The organism is Paenibacillus sp. EB106-06-01-XG199 (assembly GCF_058791575.1).
Window position 1 is genome coordinate 1,028,522 of record NZ_JBYTDQ010000001.1, and the last position, 23,721, is coordinate 1,052,242.

The window sequence follows — 23,721 nt, forward strand, 5'->3', positions numbered from 1 at the left end:
TGGCAATTGGATTGTGACGGAGGAATAGAGATGGAACTACAGATTGAACAGGTATCGAAAAGCTACGGCGCAAAGCAGGCCCTCAGCGGCATTACCTTGAAGCTCAAACAGGGTGTGACCGGACTGCTTGGCCCCAATGGTGCAGGTAAATCCACATTAATGCGGATGCTAGCGACTATTGAGAAACCCGGTCAAGGGAGCATCAAATGGAACGGTGTGGATATTGCCAGACAGCCGCAGGGTTTGCGGAAGGAGCTGGGATATTTGCCACAGGATTTCGGTGTGTATCCGAATCTGACCCCGCTTGAATTTCTGGAATACATAGCGGCAATGAAAGGCTTATCCGCCCAGTCTGCCCGGTCACGAATCAACGAACTGCTGGAAATCTTGAATCTCTCAAATGACCGGAAGAGATTACTCGGCGGGTTCTCGGGCGGCATGAGACAGCGGGTGGGCATTGCCCAATCCCTGCTTAATGATCCGTCGCTGCTCATTGTCGATGAACCTACGGTCGGGTTGGACCCCGGTGAAAGAATTGGGTTCCGCAATTTATTGTCCAGCTTATCGGGGAACAGAATCATTATTTTATCCACACATATCGTGACCGACATTGAGTCCATCGCTCCCTCCATCGCTCTGATGGCTAAGGGACGGCTTGTCAAGCATGCGGCACCGGAGAACTTGATTCAGAGTGTGGAGCAGAAAGTCTGGAACTGTGTCTTGCCTGCCTCCGCCCTGCCGGACATGCAGGCCAAATACACGATAAGCAGCGCCATTCAGCGCAGCGACGGCATCCACACCCGGATCGTTTCTGATCTGCGCCCCAGCGCAAACGCCACCCTGCTGCCCGCTTCACTGGAGGATGCGTACCTGTATACAGTGTCCTCGTTAGGAGTTCAGCCATGATCCGAACGCTCTCTGCCTACTTTTATTTAATCAAAAGCAATTTGAAAAGTCAGATGCGCAGCTATTCCTTCCTGCTCGTCATAGGAATCAGTGTGTTTGCCGGCTATGCCTGCGTACCGGATGCTGCTGCCGGGTATGAAATCTTTTATATCGGCGGAGTCAGAGGGATCTATAACTCGGCCTGGCTGGGCGGGCTTGCGGCAATGCTGTCCACAATGATGCTTTGGCTATTCGGTTTTTTCATGCTTCGAAGCCAAATATCGGGAGATGTGCGCCTGAAGCTCGGGCCGTTAATTGCCTCCACCCCTGTCCGAAAAATCAGGTATATCGCTAGTAAGGCGGCGGCCAATTTTGTGGTAATGCTGGTGATTGGAGCTGTCTTGCTGGTGGCCTTTATGGCCATGCAACTGCTGAGGGCAGAAGATTCCCAACTCCGGCTGATGGATTATATGGCTCCCTTTTTTTATTTAACCTTCCCCTCCCTGTTTCTGCTCTCTTCTTTAACCGTCCTGTTTGATGTGTTTCCCGGTTTGAAGGGAGTTATGGGAAATGTGCTGTTCTTCTGCCTATGGATCGCTATCGGTGTGATGTCCATTGCCGCGCCAAGCGATTGGGGGGATTTGTTCGGCATCAACGGTATTTTGAAAACGATGGCCCAAAGTGCAGCTAAGCATTATCCTACCCTCTCTAGTATTGAGGAGAGCGGAAGCTTTGGATATTATCCGACACAAGGCCCGATCTCCACGTTTGTGTGGGAAGGCGCAGCATGGGATCATTCGCTTATCCTAATCCGGCTAGTCTGGATAGCTGCGGGTATAGTAGGTGTCGTCCTCTCTGCCCTGCTATTTCGGCGTTTTGAAAACTCGGAAAGCTCATCCAAAGTTCATCCTCTACTTGCTTCGGGCAAGGAAAAGACAACACCTTTGCCGCTTGCGCGCATAGAACACAGTGTCTCGCTGAAGCTGTCTCCAGCAGTAAAAGTGAAGAGTGCAAGGTTGCCCGGGCGGGTCAAAGCCGAGCTGAAGCTTATGCTGAAAGGCATGTCCCTGTGGTGGACGCTGCCCGCCATAGCGCTCATTTCGGGGCCTATGCTGATTACGTCAAACTCCATAAACAACTGGCTGCCCTTTATTATGATATGGCCTCTTGCTTTATGGTCGCAGTTGGGTACGCGGGATAAACATAATTTTACCACTGAACTTATCTTGTCCAGCAGTTCGCCGCTGGTGAAGTGGTTGACGGAATGGCTCTCTGGCGTCCTCATCACCTTGCTGTTTTCGACAGGTGCAATCACCCGCTTTATCGTGGAGGGTCAGATGGCTTCCCTGTTGGCTTGGGGAACGGGTATCCTCTTTATTCCGACTTTGGCGCTTGCACTGGGCACATTAGGCGGCTCAAAGAAGCTGTTTGAGGTTATTTATTTGCTCTGGTGGTATGTGGGACCGCTCAATCATGTGCCCTCACTTGACTTTTTGGGGATATTCGAAAGGAACACTGCGCTTTATCTCATGTTGACTGTTCTTTTATTCGTTGCAGGCATAACCATCCGGCTCTTACAGACCGGTAATTTATCAATAAGAAGGAGATCCATATGACAAAATATAAAGGCAACAAATGGTTTGTCCTCATCGCGGCAGCATTCCTGATCCTCGTACTTGCGGGCTGCGGGGACAAAACCGTGGAGAAAACAGCTTCTTTCGAGGGCTCCAGGGTGCAGCAGATTGAAGTGAAAACTGAAGGACAATCCATTAAGGTGAGCCGTTCCAAAGATTCAGAAGTGAAGCTCCGTATGAAAACGAATGGCGGGCTGCCGGCGGCGCTGGAGGCGGGTGTGCTTACCGTTAACGCTGAACCGGCATCCGGATTCATCCATTTAAAGAATGAGACCGTATACCTGGAGCTGCCGGAACAAAGCTTTGAATCCATCCGTTTGGCCACAGCTTCCGGCAATATTACCTTTGAAGGCGAGGGACAGACAATCATGCTGGACGCTGATTCAGGCAATATCACCGTCAACGGTTTCACGGGGGAGATTGATGCATCTACCCAAACTGGCAAGATCAATTTAGGCATCGAAGCATCCACAGAGATTCACACGGATGGCGGCGGCCAAAGCCTGAAGGGCACGGTAGGCATAGCTAATACGGAAGCTTCTACACTGAGTGTACACTCAGCTTCAGGTAATATAAATTTGGAGAAGTAGATAGCCTCCGATAATCACCTGTTTATTCCGATGGCAGTTCTTCCATGGGCCAATCGGTCTGGAAATTAGTTATATTGTGTTCTTGGGAATCGTTTAGTTGGCAGTCTAAAAGCCCCCGTCTTTAACTTTAAGACGAGGGCTTTCTTGTCGAACGTATGGGTTATTGGTCTAGCCATGTGCGCATCATAGATAACAACTGCGCGCTGTTGACCGGTTTGGTGATGTAATCCGAGCAGCCGGCTTCGAGGCACAGCTCCCGGTCTCCCTTCATGGCTTTCGCCGTGAGTGCAAGAATGGGCAGGTTCTTGAATTGCTCTTTCTGCCGGATAGCGCGGGTTGTTTCGTAACCGTCCATTCCCGGCATCATGATATCCATCAGCACGATTTCGATGTCCGGACTCTGTTCCAGAAGGTTAATGGCATCCTGGCCGTTCTCAGCAGGAATGACTTTCATTTGATGGCGTTCTAAAATTGACGTGAGTGCAAAAATGTTACGGATATCATCATCCACAACAAGCACTTTCTTATACTCGATCATTTCATCCGAATTATGCAGTTTGACCAGCTTTTCCCTTGAGCCGGACGGAAGGTTCTCCGCCTTACTGTGCAGGAAGAGAGTCGTTTCATCAATCAATTGGAGATTCGACTTCACCTCTTTGAGAACCACCATTTTGACTAACTCATCCCACTCATTCTCCTCCGCAGGTGTCAACTTCTTGCTCAAGCGGGCTACGACGGGAACTCTTTTGTTTTTGGCATTCTTGTACATATCCCGGGCGAACCGGATAAGATTCATATCCGGCAAACTGTTGTCCAGCACGACACAGTCAAAATCTTTTGTGTTGATCTGGTTCAACGCTTTGCGCCCTGTGTCCACTGCCGTAATCTTGAGATCCTGATTGCTTAGCAGGTCGACAATTTGCTTGCGCTCCTGTTCATCATTGACGATCACCAACAGGTTTTGAACCTTCTTGTCCGCGAATTGGTTCAGACGATCCAAAGCATTCTCCAGCTCTTCGTTCGTCACTGGTTTCCGGAAGTAATCATGAGCCCCCTTCTGCAGCAGAAGCACTTCGTCCTCGTCAACGGTCATGACGCAAATCGGAATATGCCGCACATGGATATCATTCTTCAGCTGATCAAGTACCAGCCAACCGTTCGTATCCCCACCAAGATGCAGATCCAGCGTTATGGCGATCGGATTGTACTTTTGAACGAGTTCCAGGACATCCCAGCCGCTGGCCGTAATGACAGCTTTGATTCCTTTTTTGTGGAGAAGATCGAGAATAATTTCATTGAACTTCTGATCATCCTCCACAATCAGGAATACACGGTCACCCGGCTCAATGTTATCCCGGTCGTCAATCAAAGTGTCTTCCGCCGCTCTGCCCAGGTTGCTTCTGCGTTTGGGCGGGGTGATATCAATCACCTCTGGAACATGTATCCTCTTGGTCTCCGGTTCCGTGAATTCTGCTTCAGTTGGCAGGTACAAATTAAATACGCTTCCCTTGGTCACTTCACTGTACAGGGTGATTTCTCCACCCAGCATCTCGGCAATTTCCCGGGATATTGCAAGTCCCAAGCCTGTTCCGCCATATTCCCGGTTCGTGCTGCCGTCTGCCTGCTGGAAGGCTTCGAAAATGATCTGCTGTTTCTCATGCGGGATGCCGATCCCCGTGTCGCTGACAGAGAAGCAAATGACCGTTTTAGCACGATTCAGCGATTCATTTTCTTGGTGCCAGCCCTCGCCCGCTTTCCGGATCTGAAGCATAATCTGCCCTTGCTCCGTGAACTTAAAGGCGTTCGAAAGCAAGTTTTTCAAAATTTGCTGAAGCCGCTTGAAGTCCGTCACTAAGCTTGCCGGCACGCCGGGATCAATTTTGATACGGTAGTCAAGCTTCTTAGCGTCCACCATGTGGCGGAAGGTACGGTCGAGCCCGTCTGTCAGTTCGGCCAAAGATACATCGCTGTAATCTGGCGTGATTGTGCCTGATTCGATTTTGGACAGATCGAGAATATCGTTAATAAGATTAAGTAATTCGAGTCCAGAGTCCTGAATGGTTTTCGCGAACTTCACCTGAATCTCGTGAAGATTGTCCTCCGGGTTCTCGGCAAGCTGTTCTGCCAAGAGCAGCAAGGAATTCAGCGGGGTACGAAGTTCGTGCGACATGTTGGCTAAAAATTCAGATTTGTACTTGGACGTGAGGGCAAGCTGTTCCGCTTTCTCTTCCAGATATCGTTTGGCCACCTCTACCTCATGATTTTTGCTTTCCACTTCCGCCTTCTGCAGCACGAGCAACTTTGCTTTATCTTCGAGTTCGTCGTTCGTATTCCGCAGCTCCATCTGCTGTTTTTGGAGCTCTTCGGTGAGTGATTGGGATTGGATCAGCAGCTCCTCCGTACGTTGGTTCGCCTGCATCGTGTTAATCACGATTCCGATGGATTCCGTAAGCTGATCCAAGAAGGCGATGTCGATATCACTATATGGCCGGAAGGAAGCGAGTTCCAGAATCGCCAACACCTGATCTTCGAATATGATCGGCAGCAAAATGATGTTGAGAGGTGCTGCTTCTCCCAAAGCGGACGATATCACGACATAGTCACCTGGCACGTTAGTGAGCAGGATCCGCTGTTTCTCAATCAGGCACTGGCCGACCAAGCCTTGCCCGGCACGGAATTCGTTCGCCAAATGTTTGCGGCTTTGGTAAGCATAGCTGGCAAACAGCTTCAGCACCGGTTCGCCGTTAAACGGTTCATTGATGTAGAAGACACCATGCTGCATGGACACGAGCGGAGCCAGCTCGGACAGGATCATACGGCTGACCGCATACAAGTCTCTTTGCCCTTGAAGCAGCCGTGAGAACTTGGCGAGGTTGGTTTTGAGCCAGTCCTGCTCGGTATTGATCCGGGTCGTTTCCTTCAGATTCCGAATCATTTCGTTAATGTTGTCTTTCAGCGTTGCGACTTCTCCGGATGCGGATACGTCGATGGCACGTGACAGATCACCGTTCGTCACCGCTGTGGCGACATTGGTGATCGCACGTACCTGAGTGGTCAGCGTACTCGCCATGTAGTTAACATTGTCGGTGAGATCGCGCCAAGTACCGGCTGCACCAGGCACGTTCGCTTGTCCACCCAGCTTCCCTTCGGCACCTACTTCCCGCGCTACGGTAGTCACCTGGTCGGCGAAGGTGGCCAGCGTCTCGATCATATTGTTGATGGTGTCCGTGAGTTCGGCGATTTCGCCTTTGGCTTCTACAGTCAGTTTCTGCTTCAGGTTGCCGTTTGCAACTGCGGTCACGACCTTGGCGATCCCGCGTACCTGATCTGTCAGATTGGTCGCCATGATGTTAACGTTATCGGTGAGATCTTTCCAGATTCCGCCGACGCCGCGTACTTGAGCTTGTCCGCCCAGCTTGCCGTCCGTACCGACCTCCCGCGCCACCCGCGTAACCTCGGATGCGAACGAATTTAGTTGATCTACCATCGTGTTTATCGTGTTCTTCAGTTCCAATAGTTCACCTTTTACATCGACGGTGATTTTCTTGGACAGGTCCCCGTTCGCAACTGCCGTTGTAACGCCGGCAATGTTGCGCATCTGAATAGTCAAGTTACTGGCCATATAGTTAACCGTATCGGTCAAATCTTTCCACGTACCCGAAACATCCTTAACTTCCGCTTGCGCGCCGAGTTTTCCATCTGTGCCAACCTCGCGCGCTACGCGCGTAACCTCGGAGGCGAAGGTCGAGAGCTGGTCCACCATTGTGTTAATCGTATTTTTGAGTTCAAGGATTTCGCCTTTGACGTCTACGGTGATTTTTTTGGACAGGTCACCCTTTGCTACCGCCGTCGTAACGTCCGCGATGTTCCGCACCTGGTCCGTCAGATTCCGGGCCATATTATTAACGCTTTCGGTTAAATCCTTCCAGGTCCCTCCAACCCCTTTAACCTGCGCTTGTCCGCCCAGTTTCCCGTCCGTACCTACCTCCCGCGCCACACGCGTAACCTCGGAAGAGAACATAGAAAGTTGGTCCACCATCGTATTGATGGTATTTTTGAGCTCGAGGATTTCGCCTTGGACATCCGCCGTAATCTTCTTGGACAGGTCCCCGTTTGCGACGGCCGTAGTGACGACGGCGATGTTGCGCACTTGGTTGGTCAAGTTCGAAGCCATATAGTTTACACTCTCGGTCAAATCCCGCCATGTCCCTGCAACGCCTTTAACTTGGGCTTGTCCACCCAGCATGCCCTCGGTACCAACCTCGCGCGCCACCCGGGTAACCTCGGAAGCGAAGGTGGAAAGCTGCTCCACCATCGTGTTAATTGTGTTCTTAAGCTCAAGGATTTCGCCTTTCGCATTAACCGTGATCTGCTTGGAAAGATCCCCTTTCGCAACCGCAGTCGTCACTTCAGCGATATTGCGCACCTGATCGGTCAGCGTACCAGCCATAAAGTTAACGCTGTCAGTTAAATCCTTCCAAGTGCCGGATACCCCTTTAACGTCCGCTTGCCCGCCCAGGATTCCTTCCGTTGAAACCTCCCGAGCCACCCGGGTAACCTCGGAGGCAAAGTTGCTGAGCTGGTCCACCATGATGTTGATTGTGCTTTTCAATTCGAGGATCTCGCCTTTCGCATCAACGGTAATTGTCTTCGACAAATCGCCCTTGGCAACGGCGGTGGTCACTTCCGCAATGTTACGCACCTGGTTGGTTAAGTTAGACGCCATGTAGTTAACGCTTTCCGTTAAATCCCGCCATGTGCCGGATACGCCTTTAACATCCGCCTGCCCGCCGAGTATCCCCTCCGTACCGACCTCACGCGCCATCCGGGTAACCTCGGAAGCAAAGGTCGACAATTGATCCACCATTGTGTTGATGGTGTTCTTAAGCTCCAGGATTTCGCCTTGCACATCAGCAGTAATCTTCTTCGACAGGTCGCCATTTGCGACCGCAGTCGTAACAACTGCGATGTTGCGCACTTGGTTAGTCAGATTGGACGCCATGTAGTTAACACTTTCGGTTAAATCTCTCCAAGTGCCGGATACGCCTTTAACGTCCGCCTGCCCGCCGAGTTTGCCCTCTGTGCCAACCTCACGCGCCACACGAGTAACCTCGGAGGAGAACATGGACAACTGGTCCACCATCGTGTTAATCGTATTCTTGAGTTCGAGAATTTCTCCGCGCGCATTAACCGTGATTTGCTTTGACAGATCACCGTTGGCGACGGCAGTGGTTACCGCCGCGATATTACGCACTTGATCCGTGAGGTTTGTCGCCATATAATTCACGCTGTCCGTAAGATCTTTCCAGGTGCCTGACACCCCTTTGACGTCTGCCTGGCCGCCTAAGATACCTTCCGTACCGACCTCGCGCGCCACACGAGTAACCTCGGAGGCAAAGGTACTGAGCTGATTCACCATCATGTTAATGTTGCTTGCCGTTCTCTGGAATTCACCCGTAAGAGCTCGTCCCTCGATTTCAAGCTCCACCTTCTGAGACAGATCGCCTTTGGCTACGGCGTTAATAACCCGGACCATCTCACTCGTCGGTTGAATCAAGTCGATGACCAGACCATTTAACGAATCTGTAATTGTTTCCCATGATCCACCCAGATTCTTCTGCACAAACCTTCTCGAAAGATTCCCTTCTTTTCCGACAACCTTGGCTACTGTCTGGACTTCAGACACCAGAGCTTCCTGAATATCCATGATCTCATTAAACGTATCCGCTACCTTTCCAGCCATACCCGTACGGTCATAGGGCATTCTGTAGGAGAAGTTGCCTTTCTTCATCGCCATTAAGGCGTTGAGCAGTTCGCCGACGACAATTTGATCGTCGCTCGTTTCGTTGATTTGGTCTTGATTGCTCATAAACTCAACACTGCCCCTTTTTCATCACATATTTTTGAATGACCTGTTTTATATCTTCTGATCGAACAGGCTTGGCGATAAAATCGTCCATGCCCGAGGACAAACACCGCTGCATCGTTTCCTTAGAAACGTTAGCCGTCATGGCAATGATCACAGTTTGTTTGTCTATAACTTTCGTTTTGATATCTTGTACAGTCTCCCAGCCCTCTTTAAAGGGAATACGGAGATCGAGGAAAAGCAGATCGTAAGGCGTTTGTTCCAAAGCTGCCAGTACCTCTGTACCGTTCTCCGCCAAATCGGCAAAGAAGCCGAGTGCTTCCAGCATTTGTTTCATTAGCCTCCGGCTTACGTTGTCATCTTCTCCAACCAGGACACGAATCGGAGCCGGCGTATGGTTGTCGGTCGTAGCATCCGTTTGCAGCGGCTTCCGATCTGACTCGTCTGGAGGTTGAACTGGGCTCATGAGCGTCTTGACTGCAATTGTAAAAATGAATGTTGCGCCGGGTTCATTCGACGGTTCTACCCGGATCGTGCCGCCCATTAGTTCCACCAAGGATTTGCTGATCGATAATCCGAGCCCCGTGCCTCCGAACTTACGTGTAGTTGAGGCATCCAGCTGGGAGAACGGCTGAAACAGTTCGTTTATCTTATCCGGAGGGATTCCGATCCCGGAATCTTTAATCATAAACTCAAGCGTCAGCGAATTCTCCGTCTCCGCGAGCTTGTTTACCATTATGTATACACTGCCTTCATGCGTAAACTTTACGGCATTACCCACCAGATTATTCAACACCTGACGGAGGCGATTCATGTCCCCTTTTATACATGGCGGCAGCGAAGGATCAACCAGCACCACCACTTCCAGATTTCGTTCCCTGATTTTAGCTGTAAACAAATCAATCGTTTCAATCAGGCAGTGCTGAAGAGAGAATGGTTCCTCCTCCAATTCCATTTTTCCGGATTCAATTTTTGAAAAGTCGAGGACATGGTTGATGACAGAAAGCAGTGCATTGCTGCTTGTATGGATGATCCCTGCCATCTCTGAATATTCTTCCGGTAAATCGGAGGCAAGAAGCAGATCAGACATGCCTATGATCCCATTAAGCGGAGTCCGGATTTCATGGCTCATCATGGCCAGAAACTCTGATTTCACACGGGAAGCGATCTCCGCAGTTTCCTTGGCTTGGATCAGCTCCTGATTGGTTTTCTCTAACTGCCTCGTTTGTTTCTTCAACATTTCACTTTGGATCTGAAGGGTTTTGTTAGCTTCATACATACTGACGTAACCCTCGATTTTGGATTTAAAAATTTGCGGAACGAAGGGTTTCGTCATATAATCCATAGCACCAACGGAATAGCCTGCGAAGATATGTTCCATTTTATTGCTGGTGGCTGTCATAAAGATGATGGGGACGAATTTGGTTTTCTCCCGGGTCCGGATGATGCTGGCTGTCTCTAACCCGTCCATTTCCGGCATTTGCACATCCATGACAATGACGGCAAACTCCTCTTCCAATAAACAGCGCAAAGCCTCAATACCGGAATATGCCCGAACCAGACGATAAGGTTCTCCGCTGAGAACGGCCTCAATGGCAACCAAGTTTTCCGGGTGATCGTCTACGAGCAGGATGTTGACTGCAGAATCCATGACGCCCCTCACTTCCCAACTTGTGACTTGCTTGCGGTTATATTTCGAAAATATAGCTTATATACCCCTATCTTTAAAGAATGAAACGCTAACTTGGGTATCATCGTTAGTTCTTACTGCACGTTAAAAAAACCGGTTAGAATAAACCGGTAATCTAAAGATAGATTAAGTTGATAAAGCTAAAAAACGTTGTCCATAATAAACTATATTTATGGAGTGCTGTATCCGGCAAATGCTTTTGCAAATTCTAACGGGCGTGTTATTACTTTACTATACATACTACTCTGTTGGCCAACTAGTGCAGCGATGTTATGCATATGCCTAAAATTGATCTCCAGTAACCACACCTTATAATTAGTATCAATTGCCACATCTAACCCTAAATCTGCATAGGGTCCATGTAACTCATCCAGGTTTTCGCAAACCAAAGTACATAAAGACAGAATCTCCTGAGTCTTGAGTTTAATCTGTTGATCATTTAAATTTAATGCATTTTTCAACCCATCCACTCCCAATTCCAGCGCACTTACATCATTGGTGTAATGCTTTCCTTTCATACCATATCTAGCAATAATGCCAGTACAGTTCCAGGTTTGTGTATTGTTTTTCTGCATTATAACTCGAAAGTCGACGTGTTTATTATGGACCTTCAAACTTACTGATTGCTGAAACAAGTAAGCCCGCCGCCTCTTTTGGTAACACAATATCTTTATTAATTTTTTTTGACTCAATTTTTTTTTTGTATTTTTATGCTTCCAAAGGTAACCCTTGTTGGTTAATTCGATCTTTACTATACCTCTTCCGAAGGAGCCGCTCACCGGTTTAAGATAAACTGAACCATAGTCTTTTAACATGCAAATAACCTCTTTTGCATTTCTCAATACTGCTGTTCTAGGTAGATGGGGATTTATCTTAGGATTATCCTGAAGAGCCTTCCAAACGGCCCATTTATCTAAAAAGCTTGGATTAAAGATCTTCTGGCCAACAGTAACCAGCAAGTGGTCGTATTTATCGTTTCTGTTTACTCCAATCCTGCGATAGACAACATTAGGGTATGGAAATACCCCTTTCTTCCAAATTCCTGTGTTCCCTAATCCATCTGGTTGATAGTAGTAACCTTCTATTCCTGTTTTCGCAGGATTAATCCCCTCTAAGGGACAAAGGTAAATTAATCCTTGTAAATTCTTATAATCCCACAGGTATTCAAGGTACTTTGTTCTAATGCCTGGGGAAACATGTACTCTCGAAGTTAAAATAGCAATTACCGGGCCAAGATGCAGACCATTCTCATCTATTCTTAAATCATAAGGAAGTGTATCAGGAATCATAAAATTGAGTTTGATTGATATAGGTAAAACGATTGTATTCTTAGTTATTAGGGTACTTAATGTCAATTCTCTTTCTGTTTCAAACGAACCAAAGTGAAATTTTATTATTGGAGGAATCTGCGCACCCAGTTGCAAACTATATTTATTAGGTAAAACAATATGTTCTGAATCATTAGACCATTCTATCCACATTAGGATGCCCCCATTTAAGGTGATAACCCACAATATGATTAATTACGCTAAATAAACATCACATTTCAAAAATCAGGTATTTGCCCAATTTGAAATATGCCCAGACAAATAAACTCCTGGGTATATATACTAACGGCATATCGATTAGAGGGGATGATATTATGGGCGTGAAAAACCGAATAGCAGGGCCTCAAGGTCCACAAGGACCTCAGGGACCTCAGGGACCACAAGGATTACCGGGACCCCAAGGAGTACCAGGGCCTCAAGGTCCCGAGGGACTTCAAGGATTATCAGGAGCTCATGGTCCAGCTGGACCCCAAGGACCAGCTGGACCTCAAGGATCAACGGGACCTCAAGGACCAGCAGGACCTCAAGGACTAACAGGAGCTCAAGGATTATCAGGCTCAGCTGGACCAAAAGGATTACTAGGACCAGCTGGACCAGTAGGACCTCAAGGATTACCTGGCCCGGCAGGATCAACAGGCCCCCAAGGATTACCTGGTCCAGCAGGACCAACAGGATCTACTGGCCCTCAGGGAACCTTATCCAGCGCTTTTGCAGATTTGGTGTTAGGATCTGCAGCTCCAACAGTTATACCTCCAAATGTTTCTATACCATTATCTTCACTAATATCAGATCCGAAAAGAGGATTTACTTTTGATGCTGGTGCAAGAGCGGCAATAGCAGAGCAATCAGGATTTTATTATGTTAACTACATTTTGTACATTCAAGGGGATCCTCTACTACCAGGTGCTGCTTTTGTAGTCACAGTGAATAATTTTGAACAATCCATAACCATTTCCGGAAATAACACAAGCACGGCAAATGATGTACATCTGGTTGGGCAAGGGATCATTCCAATTAATGCCGGTGATGCAATACGTCTCACAAATACAGGTACTACTAATGCTGTATTACTACCATTTGCCGGAAATCAGCAGGTAAATATGAGCAGCTTTGTCATATTCAAAATAGCTGAATTGTAAATTATGCAAAGACTCAAATCACTTTTCATTAAATTCTGGTGAAATAATAAAAGCGTTCTGCAATTGCTGGCAGTGCGCTTTTCATACTGCAGTTTTGATACATAGGAATTTGAGAGGATTCGTTTCCACATGCACTTGAGGGATTTAAATCTGCAGTTCATCCAAAAATGATTCATTTAAACCCGAAAGCTTGTATTATAGTTAGAACAAGTTCCTAGAACAAACGGCATTAGAAATGAGAGGTGTATCCACTATGTATCGAGTGGCTATTTGTGATGATGAGGACAAGCAAAGGGAGATTGTCAGAGGCTTGTTGACTGCATTGTCGATCAAGGTGAATATTGATTTTGAAATTGAGGAATTCAGCTCGGGGGAGCAGCTTGTCTCTCATTATGAGCGTAATGAACCCCCTTTTCACATATTAATATTGGATGTTGAAATGGGTGGTATAAACGGGATTCAGACTGCCCGCCAAATAAGGAGTTTAAAACACCTGGATGAACAAATCATGTTTCTGACAAGCTACCCGGAATATATGGTGGAAAGCTTTGACGTAATGACCTTCCAGTATTTAATCAAACCTATTACTCCCCAGGTGTTGGAGGAGAAAATGATCAAGCTATGCCAGTACTTCCAAGCCCTTGATAAAAAGTTTATGATCATCAAGTCGGCCTTTGAAGAAGTTGTGCTGAAGCATGATGATATCATTGCGATCGAAGCAGCTAAAAGCCTAACCATAAAGAGTAAGCTGAATTTTATTACCCTCAATCAAATCTATGAAAGTAAAGGCATACTTGCCGATTATGCTCTGGCACTCAAACACAACAACTTCCTGCAAATCCACCGTTCCGTTATTATCAATCTGCTTCATGTGCGGAAGTTCTCCAGCGGAGTTGTGCTTATGTCGGGTGGGATTGAGCTGCCGATCGGCCGCTCTAAACTGAAAGAGGTTAAGGATTGTTACACCAAATTTATGATAATGAAGGTCTATTGAGATGATTACGAACAACTGGATGTTTGGGTTGTGTGTTGAGGTTGTGATGTGCCTTCAGATCCTTTATTTCTTTAACTCAGTGTTCGACAAATCTGCCCAAAAGCAAAAGCGGTGGATATACTTTATTATTTTCGGGGTGCTTGGTTACGTTTATATTTCCGTTCCGGTTTCCTTTGTGATTTCTTCGATCCTGGCTTTAGTGGTCATCTTTAGTTTGGCGTTAGCCTATACTGTGGAACTGAAAACAAAGATCATTTTTACTGTGCTGTATGGTGTGTTAATGTCTATTGTTAATTTTATTTCGATCTATTTTTTTTATCTGTTGGATTCGGTTGACCTAACCAGTCTTGATCCAGTAAATGAACAGAATCAGAGCTTGTTATTCAAGGCCACCCTGCTCAGCTTCACGATTATGTTTGCCGTCATTCAGATTATCCGGCTGATTGCGAAACGCAGAAGCTTCTCTTTGCATTATCGTTATTATATATTTTTTATACTTGTCCCTATCATCAGCATCTACCAGTTGAATGTGCTCACGAATTACAATGAGATGAACGTCCATTATTTCCTTTCTGCTATTGGATTTCTTTTTATAAACGTGATGATCATCTACATTTTTGATACGATTATTGATAAATTCCAGTTCAAGCATGAGAATGCCCAGCTGCAGCAGCAGATGGACTACCAGGATGCAAATTATGAAAAGACTGTACACAGCTTTAAATCGATCAAAAGAATAATTCACGACACGAACCAGCAGTTTCTCTATATCGAGGAGTGTATTAAGCGAAATGAGCCAGCGGCAGCATTAGAGCATATCCGAACGACGTTAAATAAAGTCGAAGACGCTTATCAGCGGGTAAATACAGGCCACTTGGTAATAGACGCCCTCGTTACTAATACGCTTAACATCGGCCAAGCGAATGGCATTCGGATAGATACGAAGCTGAACTTGTATTCTCCTGAGATATTGATAGATCGCTATGACTTATGTGTCGTACTCGGAAATATGCTGGATAATGCGATTGAAGCTTCCAAGCATGTGAAAATCGCAGAGGACCGGTACGTCGTGATCAAGATATTTTCCCATGAATCCGCTCTGTTCATACACATTCTTAACCATATGGATAATGAAGTCGTTCCTTTGCGCAGCCAAAAGCCTAACCCGGAGAATCATGGCATCGGGCTCATGAATATCGCCAGACTCTGTGATAAATATGGCGGCCACATGACTATTGAAACCAAGCAAAAAACCTTTCACAATATGGTCATGCTGCCCTTTTGAACGAACAATCCCTAAACAAGCTGTTGTTTAGGGATTGTTTTTTAGCGTTTCGGGGTGTTTTTGCATATACCAGCCTCCTCTCTTGTATGCTGAATACAGACCATTAAACCCCGGTGAATTCCGGTAAAGGAACCTAAGGAGGAAGTTATCATGAAGAAAATCATTACTGTAGTAATGGCAGCTATGCTCGTGGTCATACCCATGAGTTCGGCTTCAGCACAAATCAGCAAGGAAACCGTACAGGAGAAGGCTCAAAAACTGGCTGCAAAAATCGTGTCCGACTATGGGGTAACCGGCTTGCAGTACGCCATTATGGATTCGGGATCGATTGTATTATCGGACAGCGCGGGTGTCCAGGATAAAGCCACCAACGCTCCAATTACGAAGGACACGATGTTTGGTATCGGCTCCGTCAGCAAAATGCATGTAACGGCAGCAGCGATGATGCTGGCTGATGAAGGCAAAATAGATATTGATCAACCGCTTGTCACGTATATCAGGGATTTTACCATGGCCGACGAAAGATATAAGAAAATTACACCACGCATGCTTATGAATCATTCGTCAGGGCTTTACGGAACTCATTATGCAAATAGCATGCTGTTCGATGACAATGATACCCGCAGTCATGATGAGTTATTGCTGAGGCTTCAATCCGAGCGCTTAAAGTCCAACCCGGGCGAATATTCGGTGTATTGTAACGATGGATTTCAGCTGCTGGAAATCCTCGTGGAACGAGTAAGCGGCTTAAGCTATACCGAATTTCTGGATCAGAAGGTTATCCAGCCGCTGAAATTAATCTCCACCCAAACGCCGCTTAGTGCTTTTGACAGAGAAAAACTGGCGAAAACCTATTACCCTACAATGGAACAGGCTTTACCCGTTGAGAATGCCAACGTCATTGGTGCAGGCGGGCTCTACTCCACTGCTGAAGAGCTTACAATTTTCGGGGATGTTTTGATCGGTAATCGGACGAATATTTTATCAGAGAAGTCATCCACCGCGATGCAAAATCCTGAATATAGAAATGGCTTATGGGTACCTGAGGAGACAAACATCTATAACTATGGTTTAGGCTGGGATGCCGTTAGCTTGGCTCCGTTTGATGATTACGGCATCAAGGCCTTATCCAAAGGCGGGGATACCATTATGTATCATGCTGCCTTAACTTCATTGCCTGAGCATAATATTTCAATCGCTGTCCTGTCATCGGGAGGGAGTTCGATCTACAATAGTATTTTTGCATCTAACGTTCTACTTGAATATTTGCAGGACAAAGGCAAGATTAAAGAGATTTTGCCGGATCGAACCTTTGAACCATCTGTGAAGGTCAACATGCCGGAGGAGCAGCTCGCTTATTCTGGATTATACGGCGCAGTTGGCACAACGATAGATGTGGAGATGAAGAACGGAGAGATGAAGCTTCCCGCTCTGGTCGGGGGGATTATCCCGCCACAAACCTATGTGTATACAGGCAAAGGACAATTCAAAAACAACGATGGCAATGTGACGATAAGCTTTGACAAACAATCAAATGGAAATACCTATATTAAGCTTGATTCATATGTGGATATCCCTGGAATCGGGCAAACGATTATGGTCACCTATGAATATCAGAAGCTTGAAGCCAATCCTCTGCAACCGGCAACCAAAGCCGCATGGGAAAAAAGAAACGGTAAAAATTACTATGAGTTGGGAGAAAAGATCAATTCGCTATTCTATCTCTCCCCTGCCATCTTAGTCAAAAATATAGCTGTGGATAGTGAAAACGGCTATGCATCAGGCACTAAAATTGTTGATGAGCATACAGCTGTAAATGCCGTTGAAATTCCGGTTATGAGCGGAAGGGATGCCTTCAATTTGAGCTTCCATACCGTGAACAACAAAGAGTATTTGACAATAGATGGGCAGTCTTATCTAAGTGAGGATGCTGTTAATCCGATCTACGGCGGAAAAACTTCGATCTGCACGATTGAGGATAGCGGTCATGCCGTATGGTTCAAAATCGGTGACAAATCAGCTGCTAAAATGATGAGCGTTGATGCTCCTGCAACCGGAGGATTCGTCGTTTACGATGAGAAAGGAATGCTTGTGTTCTCCTCTATCTTTAATAAAGATAAGCCAGTCGCTCTCCCAAAAGGCGGGATGATTGTTTTCGGCGGCGAGGCAGGAGATGTTTTTCAGATTAGTATGAAGAAATAGAGGTTTGGAACAACAGGATGATCCCTGGAGTTACATTAAAAAAACAGCCTGATTTCGGTGGAGACTCACTGAAATCAGGCTGTTTTTTTATCGAATCCTTAATTGTCCTTCAGGTTCTACATATTCAATAAAGGTGCCGTCACTTCTGATTTGTACCCGCCTTCTACAATGAAATTCCAACAATAAGTTTATCAGGAGACCTCTGCGCCCATACTGGATTAAAAGAATCCTTAAGGAGAGGGAGAACGTTCATGCGTTTTCGTAAAAGCAACCCCCTTAACAAAGTTAAAAAGCCCCAGGTCCAGCACAGCGAGAGTCAACCTGCACATTCAGAGGAACCGATCAGTGCATGTCTTGGACAAAACCTTCAGCAGATCAGACAAACCGTCGGTAACAGCACCGACATTATCATCAGAGAAGTTCGCATTGGCAAGGACGGGAGCCAAATCATCGCGATCCTCTATACCGACGGCTTGGTGGATAAAAATATAGTCTCCGACTTCATCATGAAGTCGATGATGCTCGATAGCAGCCTGTCTGAGGACGTGAACCGCAGGATTCAAATCTCCTCCAATGTCTTGCAGATTTTGAAAGATTACGCTCTGACCATCGGTGACATCCGGGATATTACCGACTTTGATACCTTATATAACGCTCTGTTGTCCGGGGATGCAATCATCCTGATTGACGGTGAGACAAAGGGAATAGTGGTCAGCGCACGTGGATGGAAGGATCGCGGTGTCACCGAACCTGCCTCAGAAAATGTCATTCGTGGACCGCGGGAAGGATTTTCGGAAACACTGGGCACGAATACGGCCTTGATCCGGCGCAAGATTAAAGATCCGAATCTGTGGCTGGAAACAAAACAAATCGGTCGCGTGACCAAGACCGATGTCGCTGTCATGTATATCAAGGGGATCGCGAACCATAAATTGGTCGAGGAAGTGCATGAGCGATTGAATCATATTGATATAGACGGTATTCTCGAAAGCGGGTATATCGAGGAGTTAATCCAGGACGAAACTTTCACCCCTTTTCCAACAGTGTACAACTCCGAACGCCCAGACGTCATCGCCGCCGAACTGTTGGAAGGAAAGGTCGCTATCCTAATTGATGGAACCCCGTTTGTGCTTGTCGTACCTGCGCTGTTTGTATCCTTCCTGCATTCGGCAGAGGATTATTATCAGCGTGCAGACATCAGCAGCTTCATCCGGATTATTCGTTACACCGGGGTTTTTATCTCCCTGTTCGGTCCATCCTTATATATTGCCATCACTACGTTCCATCAGGAAATGCTGCCGACCTCACTGCTGATCGGTCTGGCAGCACAGCGGGAGGCTGTTCCCTTCCCCGCTTTTATCGAAGCACTCATGATGGAATTGACCTTTGAAATATTGCGGGAAGCTGGCGTTCGCATGCCGAAGTACATCGGGGCAGCCGTCTCTATCGTAGGCACACTCGTCATCGGGCAAGCAGCCGTCGAGGCGGGCATCATATCTGCAGCAATGGTGATTGTCGTGTCTATTACCGCGATTTCCAGCTTTCTTCTCCCTGCCTATAATATGTCCATCGCTTTTCGTATGCTGCGGTTCCCCTTGATGGGACTAGCCGCTTCATTTGGGCTGTACGGGATCATCATCGGAGGCATTGCCCTCATCCTGCATCTGTGCAGCCTTCGTTCTTTCGGCGTTCCGTATATGAGTCCGCTTGCGCCCCTGATCCCGGCAGACAACAAGGATACGTTAATACGGCTCCCGCACTGGATGATGGTCTCCCGTCCCCGGTTACTTAATCAGAAGAACGTGAATCGCCAAAACAACGCTTCATCCCGAAAATCACGGGAATAAACCAGAGGAGACAAGTGCGGATGGAAAGGAGTGGACAAGCTTGAAACGGAAGGCCTTTCTTTTTCTAATTCTTACACTGGGCACGCTTCTGACTGGCTGTTGGAACCGCAAAGAATTGAATGAGCTTGCAATCGCCGTTGGTTTGGGAATTGATAAACAGGGAGATCAATTCCGGGTTTCTGTCCAAGTCGTAGATCCTGGAGAAGTATCTACCCAAAAAGGGGCAAGCGGGCGGGCCCCCGCCATATTGTATACATCGGAAGCCGATACCGTATTTGAAGCGGTCCGAAAAATAACAACGCTAAGCCCTAGAAAAATCTATTTTCCCCACCTTCGCATATGCGTGATCAGCGAGTCGATGGCCATGGAAGGAATAGCAAAAGCCATGGACTTCCTGTCCAGGGACCATGAATTCCGCTCCGATTTTTACCTTGTAATATCGAAAGGCGCAAGTGCGGAGGATACGCTCAAAATCATGACGCCCTTTGATCCTATTCCAGCAGACAAGCTATTCTCATCCCTGGAATCTTCGGAAAAAAACTGGTCCCCCAGTACAACGGTAACCTTAGACCAATTAATGGCCGATCTCATAAGTGAAGGAAAGCAGCCTATCTTGACTGGACTTCAAATCGCTGGAGATCAAGACTCTGGAGAAACAAAAAAGAATGTCGAAAAGATCTCCCCCCCTACTAGCCTACAATTTTCTGGGCTTGCTGTATTCAAAAAAGACAGATTGATCGGCTGGTTAAATGAAACAGAAAGTAAGGGTTACAACTTCATCCTCGGCAAAGTGAAAAGCTCTGTTGGCTTTGTAGCCTGTCCTAAAGGTGGCAAAGTCGTAATGGAAATCATCCGGACCCATGCCTCCATGAAAGGGTACATTTATAGAGGGGAGCCCCAGATCAATATTCACCTTAAGATTGAAGCCAACGTGGGGGAAGTTGAGTGTAGCGAACTGGATCTGACTAAGGTGAGCACGATTTATGACCTTCAGAAGAGAAGCGAAGAAAAGATAGCAGGAGTGATAGAGTCTGCCATCAAGAAGGCTCAAAAATCGTACAAAGCTGACATTTTCGGATTCGGTGAAGCCATTCACCGCAGTAACCCGAAGGCTTGGAAGTCACTGAAACAAAATTGGGATAATGAGTACTTTGCAGAACTGCCGGTGAACATCAAAGTTGATTTCAGGATTCGACGCTTGGGTACGACTGGAAGCTCATTCCTGAATGAAATTAAGAAGTAGGCTGCCAATCGGTATCATTTTACCATGCGAAAGAAGGTGATTAACGATGCTAACCCAGATGGCGGTCATACTGGGAATAATGCTGTCCGCTGCTGCGATCATATTTCTCGAAGTTCCCTACATGTTGAGAAAAAGGTTAAAAAAGGAGCTATGGGTGTTTTCCATCCTGCTCCTCCTTGGGGTGGGGATCAGCAGCGCCAAGGCATTGCAATGGGATATTCCCACCCCTTTGGATTGGATTACAATTGTGTATAAACCATTCACTGATTTTCTAACCCATATCGGTCTAATAAAATAAAAACGAGGTGAAAGTGGTGTCTAAGCAAGTCAAAATCTCCGGACGTCAATTTATGGTCTTAACGACTTTATTTACGATCGGCAGCGCAATCCTTGTCATTCCCTCAGGTATGGCCTTCCTGGCCAAACAGGATGCGTGGATCGCTGCGTTTGTTGGCGTGGGATCCGGTTTTTTCCTCGTATGGATTTACAACACAATAGCGACCCTTTATCCACGGATGACATTGGTTGAGATCATTGAAGCCCTTCTCGGAAAATGGTTGGGCAAAACCATTTCTCTTCTATTGATCGTTACTCTTTTCTTGAGTGGTCCTGCCTCAGCGTTGTATGATGTAGGAAATTTTCTAACTACCCAAATCATGCCGGAAACGCCGGCTCAATCCGTAAATATTCTTTTTGCCGTCATTGTAGTCATGGGGGCACGGCTTGGAATTGAAACATTTGCCCGTTCTGCTGAACTATTGTTCCCCTTATTTATCCTTCTTTATATTTCTTTAGTTATTTTAATTGGGCCTGAGATCAAACTGGAAAATGTCGAGCCCGTGCTGGAAGCAGGAATAGGGCCGATCTGGCCTGCTGCACTATCCTTTATCAGTGTTTTGTTTCTACCCCATATCGCTTTGTTAATGATTTTTCCGGCTGTGAATCGTATTGATAATGCCCGTAAAGCTTTTTTCAACGGAAGCATGCTTGGCGGGCTGATGATGGTCCTGATTGTTGCATTGTCGATTTTGGTTTTAGGAGCTGATTTAACGGCAAAAAGTATATTTCCAAGCTATTCGTTAGCCCAGAAAATCAACATCGGCAATTTTCTGCAGCGCATTGAAGCCATCATGGCCATCATGTGGTTTATTTCGCTCTATTTTAGGGTCACTATATACATATACGTAATTGTGTTGGCCATTGCTCAAATTTTTAAATTAGAAGATTATCGGCCTCTAGTTTCACCACTCGGAATGATCTTGGTTGTCATGTCGGTAGTCATATATCCGAATGTCCCTTACCAACAAACGTGGGATGGGACAGTATGGTTATCTTATACGTTATCTATAGGGCTTCTTTTGCCTTTACTGCTGCTCAGTATTCATGTGATACGAAAACTATGGTCAAAGAAAAGAACAGAATCCAAAGGGTAAGTCACACTGGGCACCGCCTGGCCAGTCAGATGGCCGAGCTTAAAACAACCATCCCGATTCTTGCCGGTACTCCCTGAAGGTTAACCACCATGGAATGAAGAAGAACCGGCCACTTATTGATGGCCGGTTCTTCTTCATTTAAACCTTATAGAGATCTCGATATTATGTCTCTTGTGTCATATGTGCGTGATCTGGTGCTTTTTGGTTCATGATCGGCAACATGACCAGTGCGCCAAGAAGAAATAATAATCCTGCTCCGCTATAGATCGTACCCAGCGAGAAGGCATCTTTTAACACACCAGCGAAAGACATGGAAACGACCATCATCCCAACGAACATCGGATTCAGAACCCCATTCACCCGGCCGACAATGGAAGCATGTGACCATTTCAGAATCATTGTGCTAATCCCAATATGAATGCAAGGGAAAACAAGCCCATTGAGAAATTGAACAGTCAGCGTAACCGGAACGCTCGTCGAATACCCGACAATGACCGTACAGACCGCGCCTGCCAGCATCCCTATCGCAAGAAGTAGCTGCGGTGGAACCCGCTTCGCGAATACGGCTACGATCCCGCCCCCGATCAGCATGGCTGCACCATTCACCATCAGCAGATATTGCAGGAACTCCTCACTTTTGCCTAGCCGCTCCGTTACAATAAACAGGTTGAGCGCTTGGGCTATGCCAACAGCGAGTCCCGCGAGAATAAACGCAAGTCCAAGCATACGCAGCACTTGGCTTTGCCAGACATAACGGAAGCCTTCAATAAAATCTTTACGGAACTGCCCTTTTACAGCAGCTGTCTGAGGTTCCATATTATCCTCAGGCAGCCGGATAAGGACGAGTGCAGAAAGCAGAAATACCACGCCCATTACAGCGATCGAAGTTTCAAGGCCAAACTTGCTGTAAACGAAGGTGCCAAGCATAGGACCAAGCACCATGAAGATAGCCATCAGCGATTGGAATAAAGCCATCCCTTGCTGCAGCTGTTCTTCCCGCACATGATACTTAAACAATCGCATACTTGAAGGCTGCGAGAACTGCGAAAGAATAGCTGAGATGAAGGCGACAAGGTAAACGGAATGCCAGGAACCGTAATGGATAGTTAGAAGTACTACGAATACCGACACCGCGGATAGTAGATCGCACCAGATCATCGTTCGCTTCGGCCTCCAGCGGTCGGCAAATGTGCCACCGATGAAAGAAAAAACAAAAATAGGCGCGAATTCAGCTACGCTGATTAGCGAAATGGCATAGGGATCATTGTTTGTTCTATCCGCAACGTATAGGAGAATAGCGAAATTACGTACCCAGATGCCGATCTGCAGGAGCACACTTGATAATAAAATCGTCTGCAGGAACCGATTGCGAAACAGACTTGGTGCATTGGAGCTATTTTCATGCCTATTCAATCTTTTCAACCCCCAATTTGTCTAAAATACTTTTCTTAATGAATCGAATGACTCTCCTTTCAATTCCTAATTATACTGACCTCATCATCGTGCACATCCTTCTAAAGTCTGAAATTTCAGAATGCATATCCACGAGACGTTCAATCTGGAATTATCAAAAAACCCGGCAGAG

General features: G+C 46.7%; 15 protein-coding genes. 10 read left to right on the forward strand and 5 right to left on the reverse strand.

The features are described 5' to 3' along the window. Positions 1–30: 30 nt before the first annotated feature. Genes AC3WT9_RS05060 through AC3WT9_RS05070 form a run of 3 tightly spaced genes read left to right on the forward strand, consistent with a single transcriptional unit; the run spans position 31 to position 3,109 of the window. Entirely contained in the window at positions 31–906 is an 876-nt protein-coding gene (locus tag AC3WT9_RS05060) for an ABC transporter ATP-binding protein (protein ID WP_341093295.1), read from the forward strand. Next, positions 903–2,501 carry a hypothetical protein gene (locus AC3WT9_RS05065; RefSeq protein WP_341378684.1) on the forward strand — a complete coding sequence of 533 codons (1,599 nt, stop codon included), beginning with the start codon at positions 903–905 and terminating at the stop codon, positions 2,499–2,501. Before AC3WT9_RS05060 ends, AC3WT9_RS05065 begins: the two co-directional genes overlap by 4 nt. Beyond that, a complete protein-coding gene (locus AC3WT9_RS05070; protein WP_341378682.1) occupies positions 2,498–3,109 on the forward strand; it encodes a DUF4097 family beta strand repeat-containing protein in 612 nt (203 codons plus the stop codon). The genes AC3WT9_RS05065 and AC3WT9_RS05070 overlap by 4 nt, the downstream gene beginning before the upstream one ends. A gap of 160 nt (positions 3,110–3,269) precedes the next feature. Here the strand turns inward: AC3WT9_RS05070 and AC3WT9_RS05075 are convergent, their stop codons facing one another. From AC3WT9_RS05075 to AC3WT9_RS05090, 4 genes are all read right to left on the reverse strand, one after another. Next, positions 3,270–8,978 carry a HAMP domain-containing protein gene (locus tag AC3WT9_RS05075; RefSeq protein WP_341378681.1) on the reverse strand — a complete coding sequence of 1,903 codons (5,709 nt, stop codon included), beginning with the start codon at positions 8,976–8,978 and terminating at the stop codon, positions 3,270–3,272. A 4-nt stretch (positions 8,979–8,982) separates the two neighbouring features. Next, positions 8,983–10,626, reverse strand: coding sequence for a response regulator (locus AC3WT9_RS05080; RefSeq protein ID WP_341093288.1), 1,644 nt, complete (start codon positions 10,624–10,626; stop codon positions 8,983–8,985). Positions 10,627–10,835: 209 nt separating this feature from the next. Then, positions 10,836–12,146: a YheC/YheD family endospore coat-associated protein gene (locus AC3WT9_RS05085; RefSeq protein WP_492407460.1), complete on the reverse strand. Its 1,311-nt coding sequence runs from the start codon at positions 12,144–12,146 to the stop codon at positions 10,836–10,838. 159 nt (positions 12,147–12,305) lie between these two features. After that, entirely contained in the window at positions 12,306–12,626 is a 321-nt protein-coding gene (locus AC3WT9_RS05090) for a hypothetical protein (protein WP_341378678.1), read from the reverse strand. Positions 12,627–12,712: 86 nt separating this feature from the next. Here AC3WT9_RS05090 and AC3WT9_RS05095 point away from each other — a divergent pair, with 86 nt between their 5' ends. The 7 genes from AC3WT9_RS05095 (at position 12,713) to AC3WT9_RS05125 (ending at position 22,136) form a co-directional block, all read left to right on the forward strand. Beyond that, positions 12,713–13,132: a hypothetical protein gene (locus AC3WT9_RS05095; RefSeq protein WP_341378676.1), complete on the forward strand. Its 420-nt coding sequence runs from the start codon at positions 12,713–12,715 to the stop codon at positions 13,130–13,132. A gap of 253 nt (positions 13,133–13,385) precedes the next feature. Then, positions 13,386–14,126, forward strand: a complete 741-nt coding sequence (locus AC3WT9_RS05100; protein ID WP_341093285.1) for a LytR/AlgR family response regulator transcription factor — start codon at positions 13,386–13,388, stop codon at positions 14,124–14,126. 1 nt (position 14,127) lies between these two features. Further along, a complete protein-coding gene (locus AC3WT9_RS05105; protein WP_341378674.1) occupies positions 14,128–15,411 on the forward strand; it encodes a GHKL domain-containing protein in 1,284 nt (427 codons plus the stop codon). A gap of 150 nt (positions 15,412–15,561) precedes the next feature. Next, positions 15,562–17,613, forward strand: a complete 2,052-nt coding sequence (locus AC3WT9_RS05110) for a serine hydrolase domain-containing protein (RefSeq protein WP_341093283.1) — start codon at positions 15,562–15,564, stop codon at positions 17,611–17,613. Between the two features lie 251 nt (positions 17,614–17,864). Next, the gene (locus AC3WT9_RS05115; protein WP_341378673.1) at positions 17,865–19,460 is read left to right on the forward strand and encodes a spore germination protein; all 1,596 of its coding nucleotides are present in this window, start codon (positions 17,865–17,867) and stop codon (positions 19,458–19,460) included. A gap of 40 nt (positions 19,461–19,500) precedes the next feature. Next, complete coding sequence (locus tag AC3WT9_RS05120) at positions 19,501–20,703, forward strand: Ger(x)C family spore germination protein (RefSeq protein WP_341093281.1); 1,203 nt, start codon at positions 19,501–19,503, stop codon at positions 20,701–20,703. Between the two features lie 314 nt (positions 20,704–21,017). Continuing rightward, complete coding sequence (locus tag AC3WT9_RS05125; RefSeq protein WP_341378671.1) at positions 21,018–22,136, forward strand: GerAB/ArcD/ProY family transporter; 1,119 nt, start codon at positions 21,018–21,020, stop codon at positions 22,134–22,136. A 162-nt stretch (positions 22,137–22,298) separates the two neighbouring features. Here AC3WT9_RS05125 and AC3WT9_RS05130 read toward each other — a convergent pair whose 3' ends face one another. Continuing rightward, complete coding sequence (locus AC3WT9_RS05130) at positions 22,299–23,549, reverse strand: MFS transporter (RefSeq protein ID WP_341093277.1); 1,251 nt, start codon at positions 23,547–23,549, stop codon at positions 22,299–22,301. Positions 23,550–23,721 lie beyond the last annotated feature (172 nt).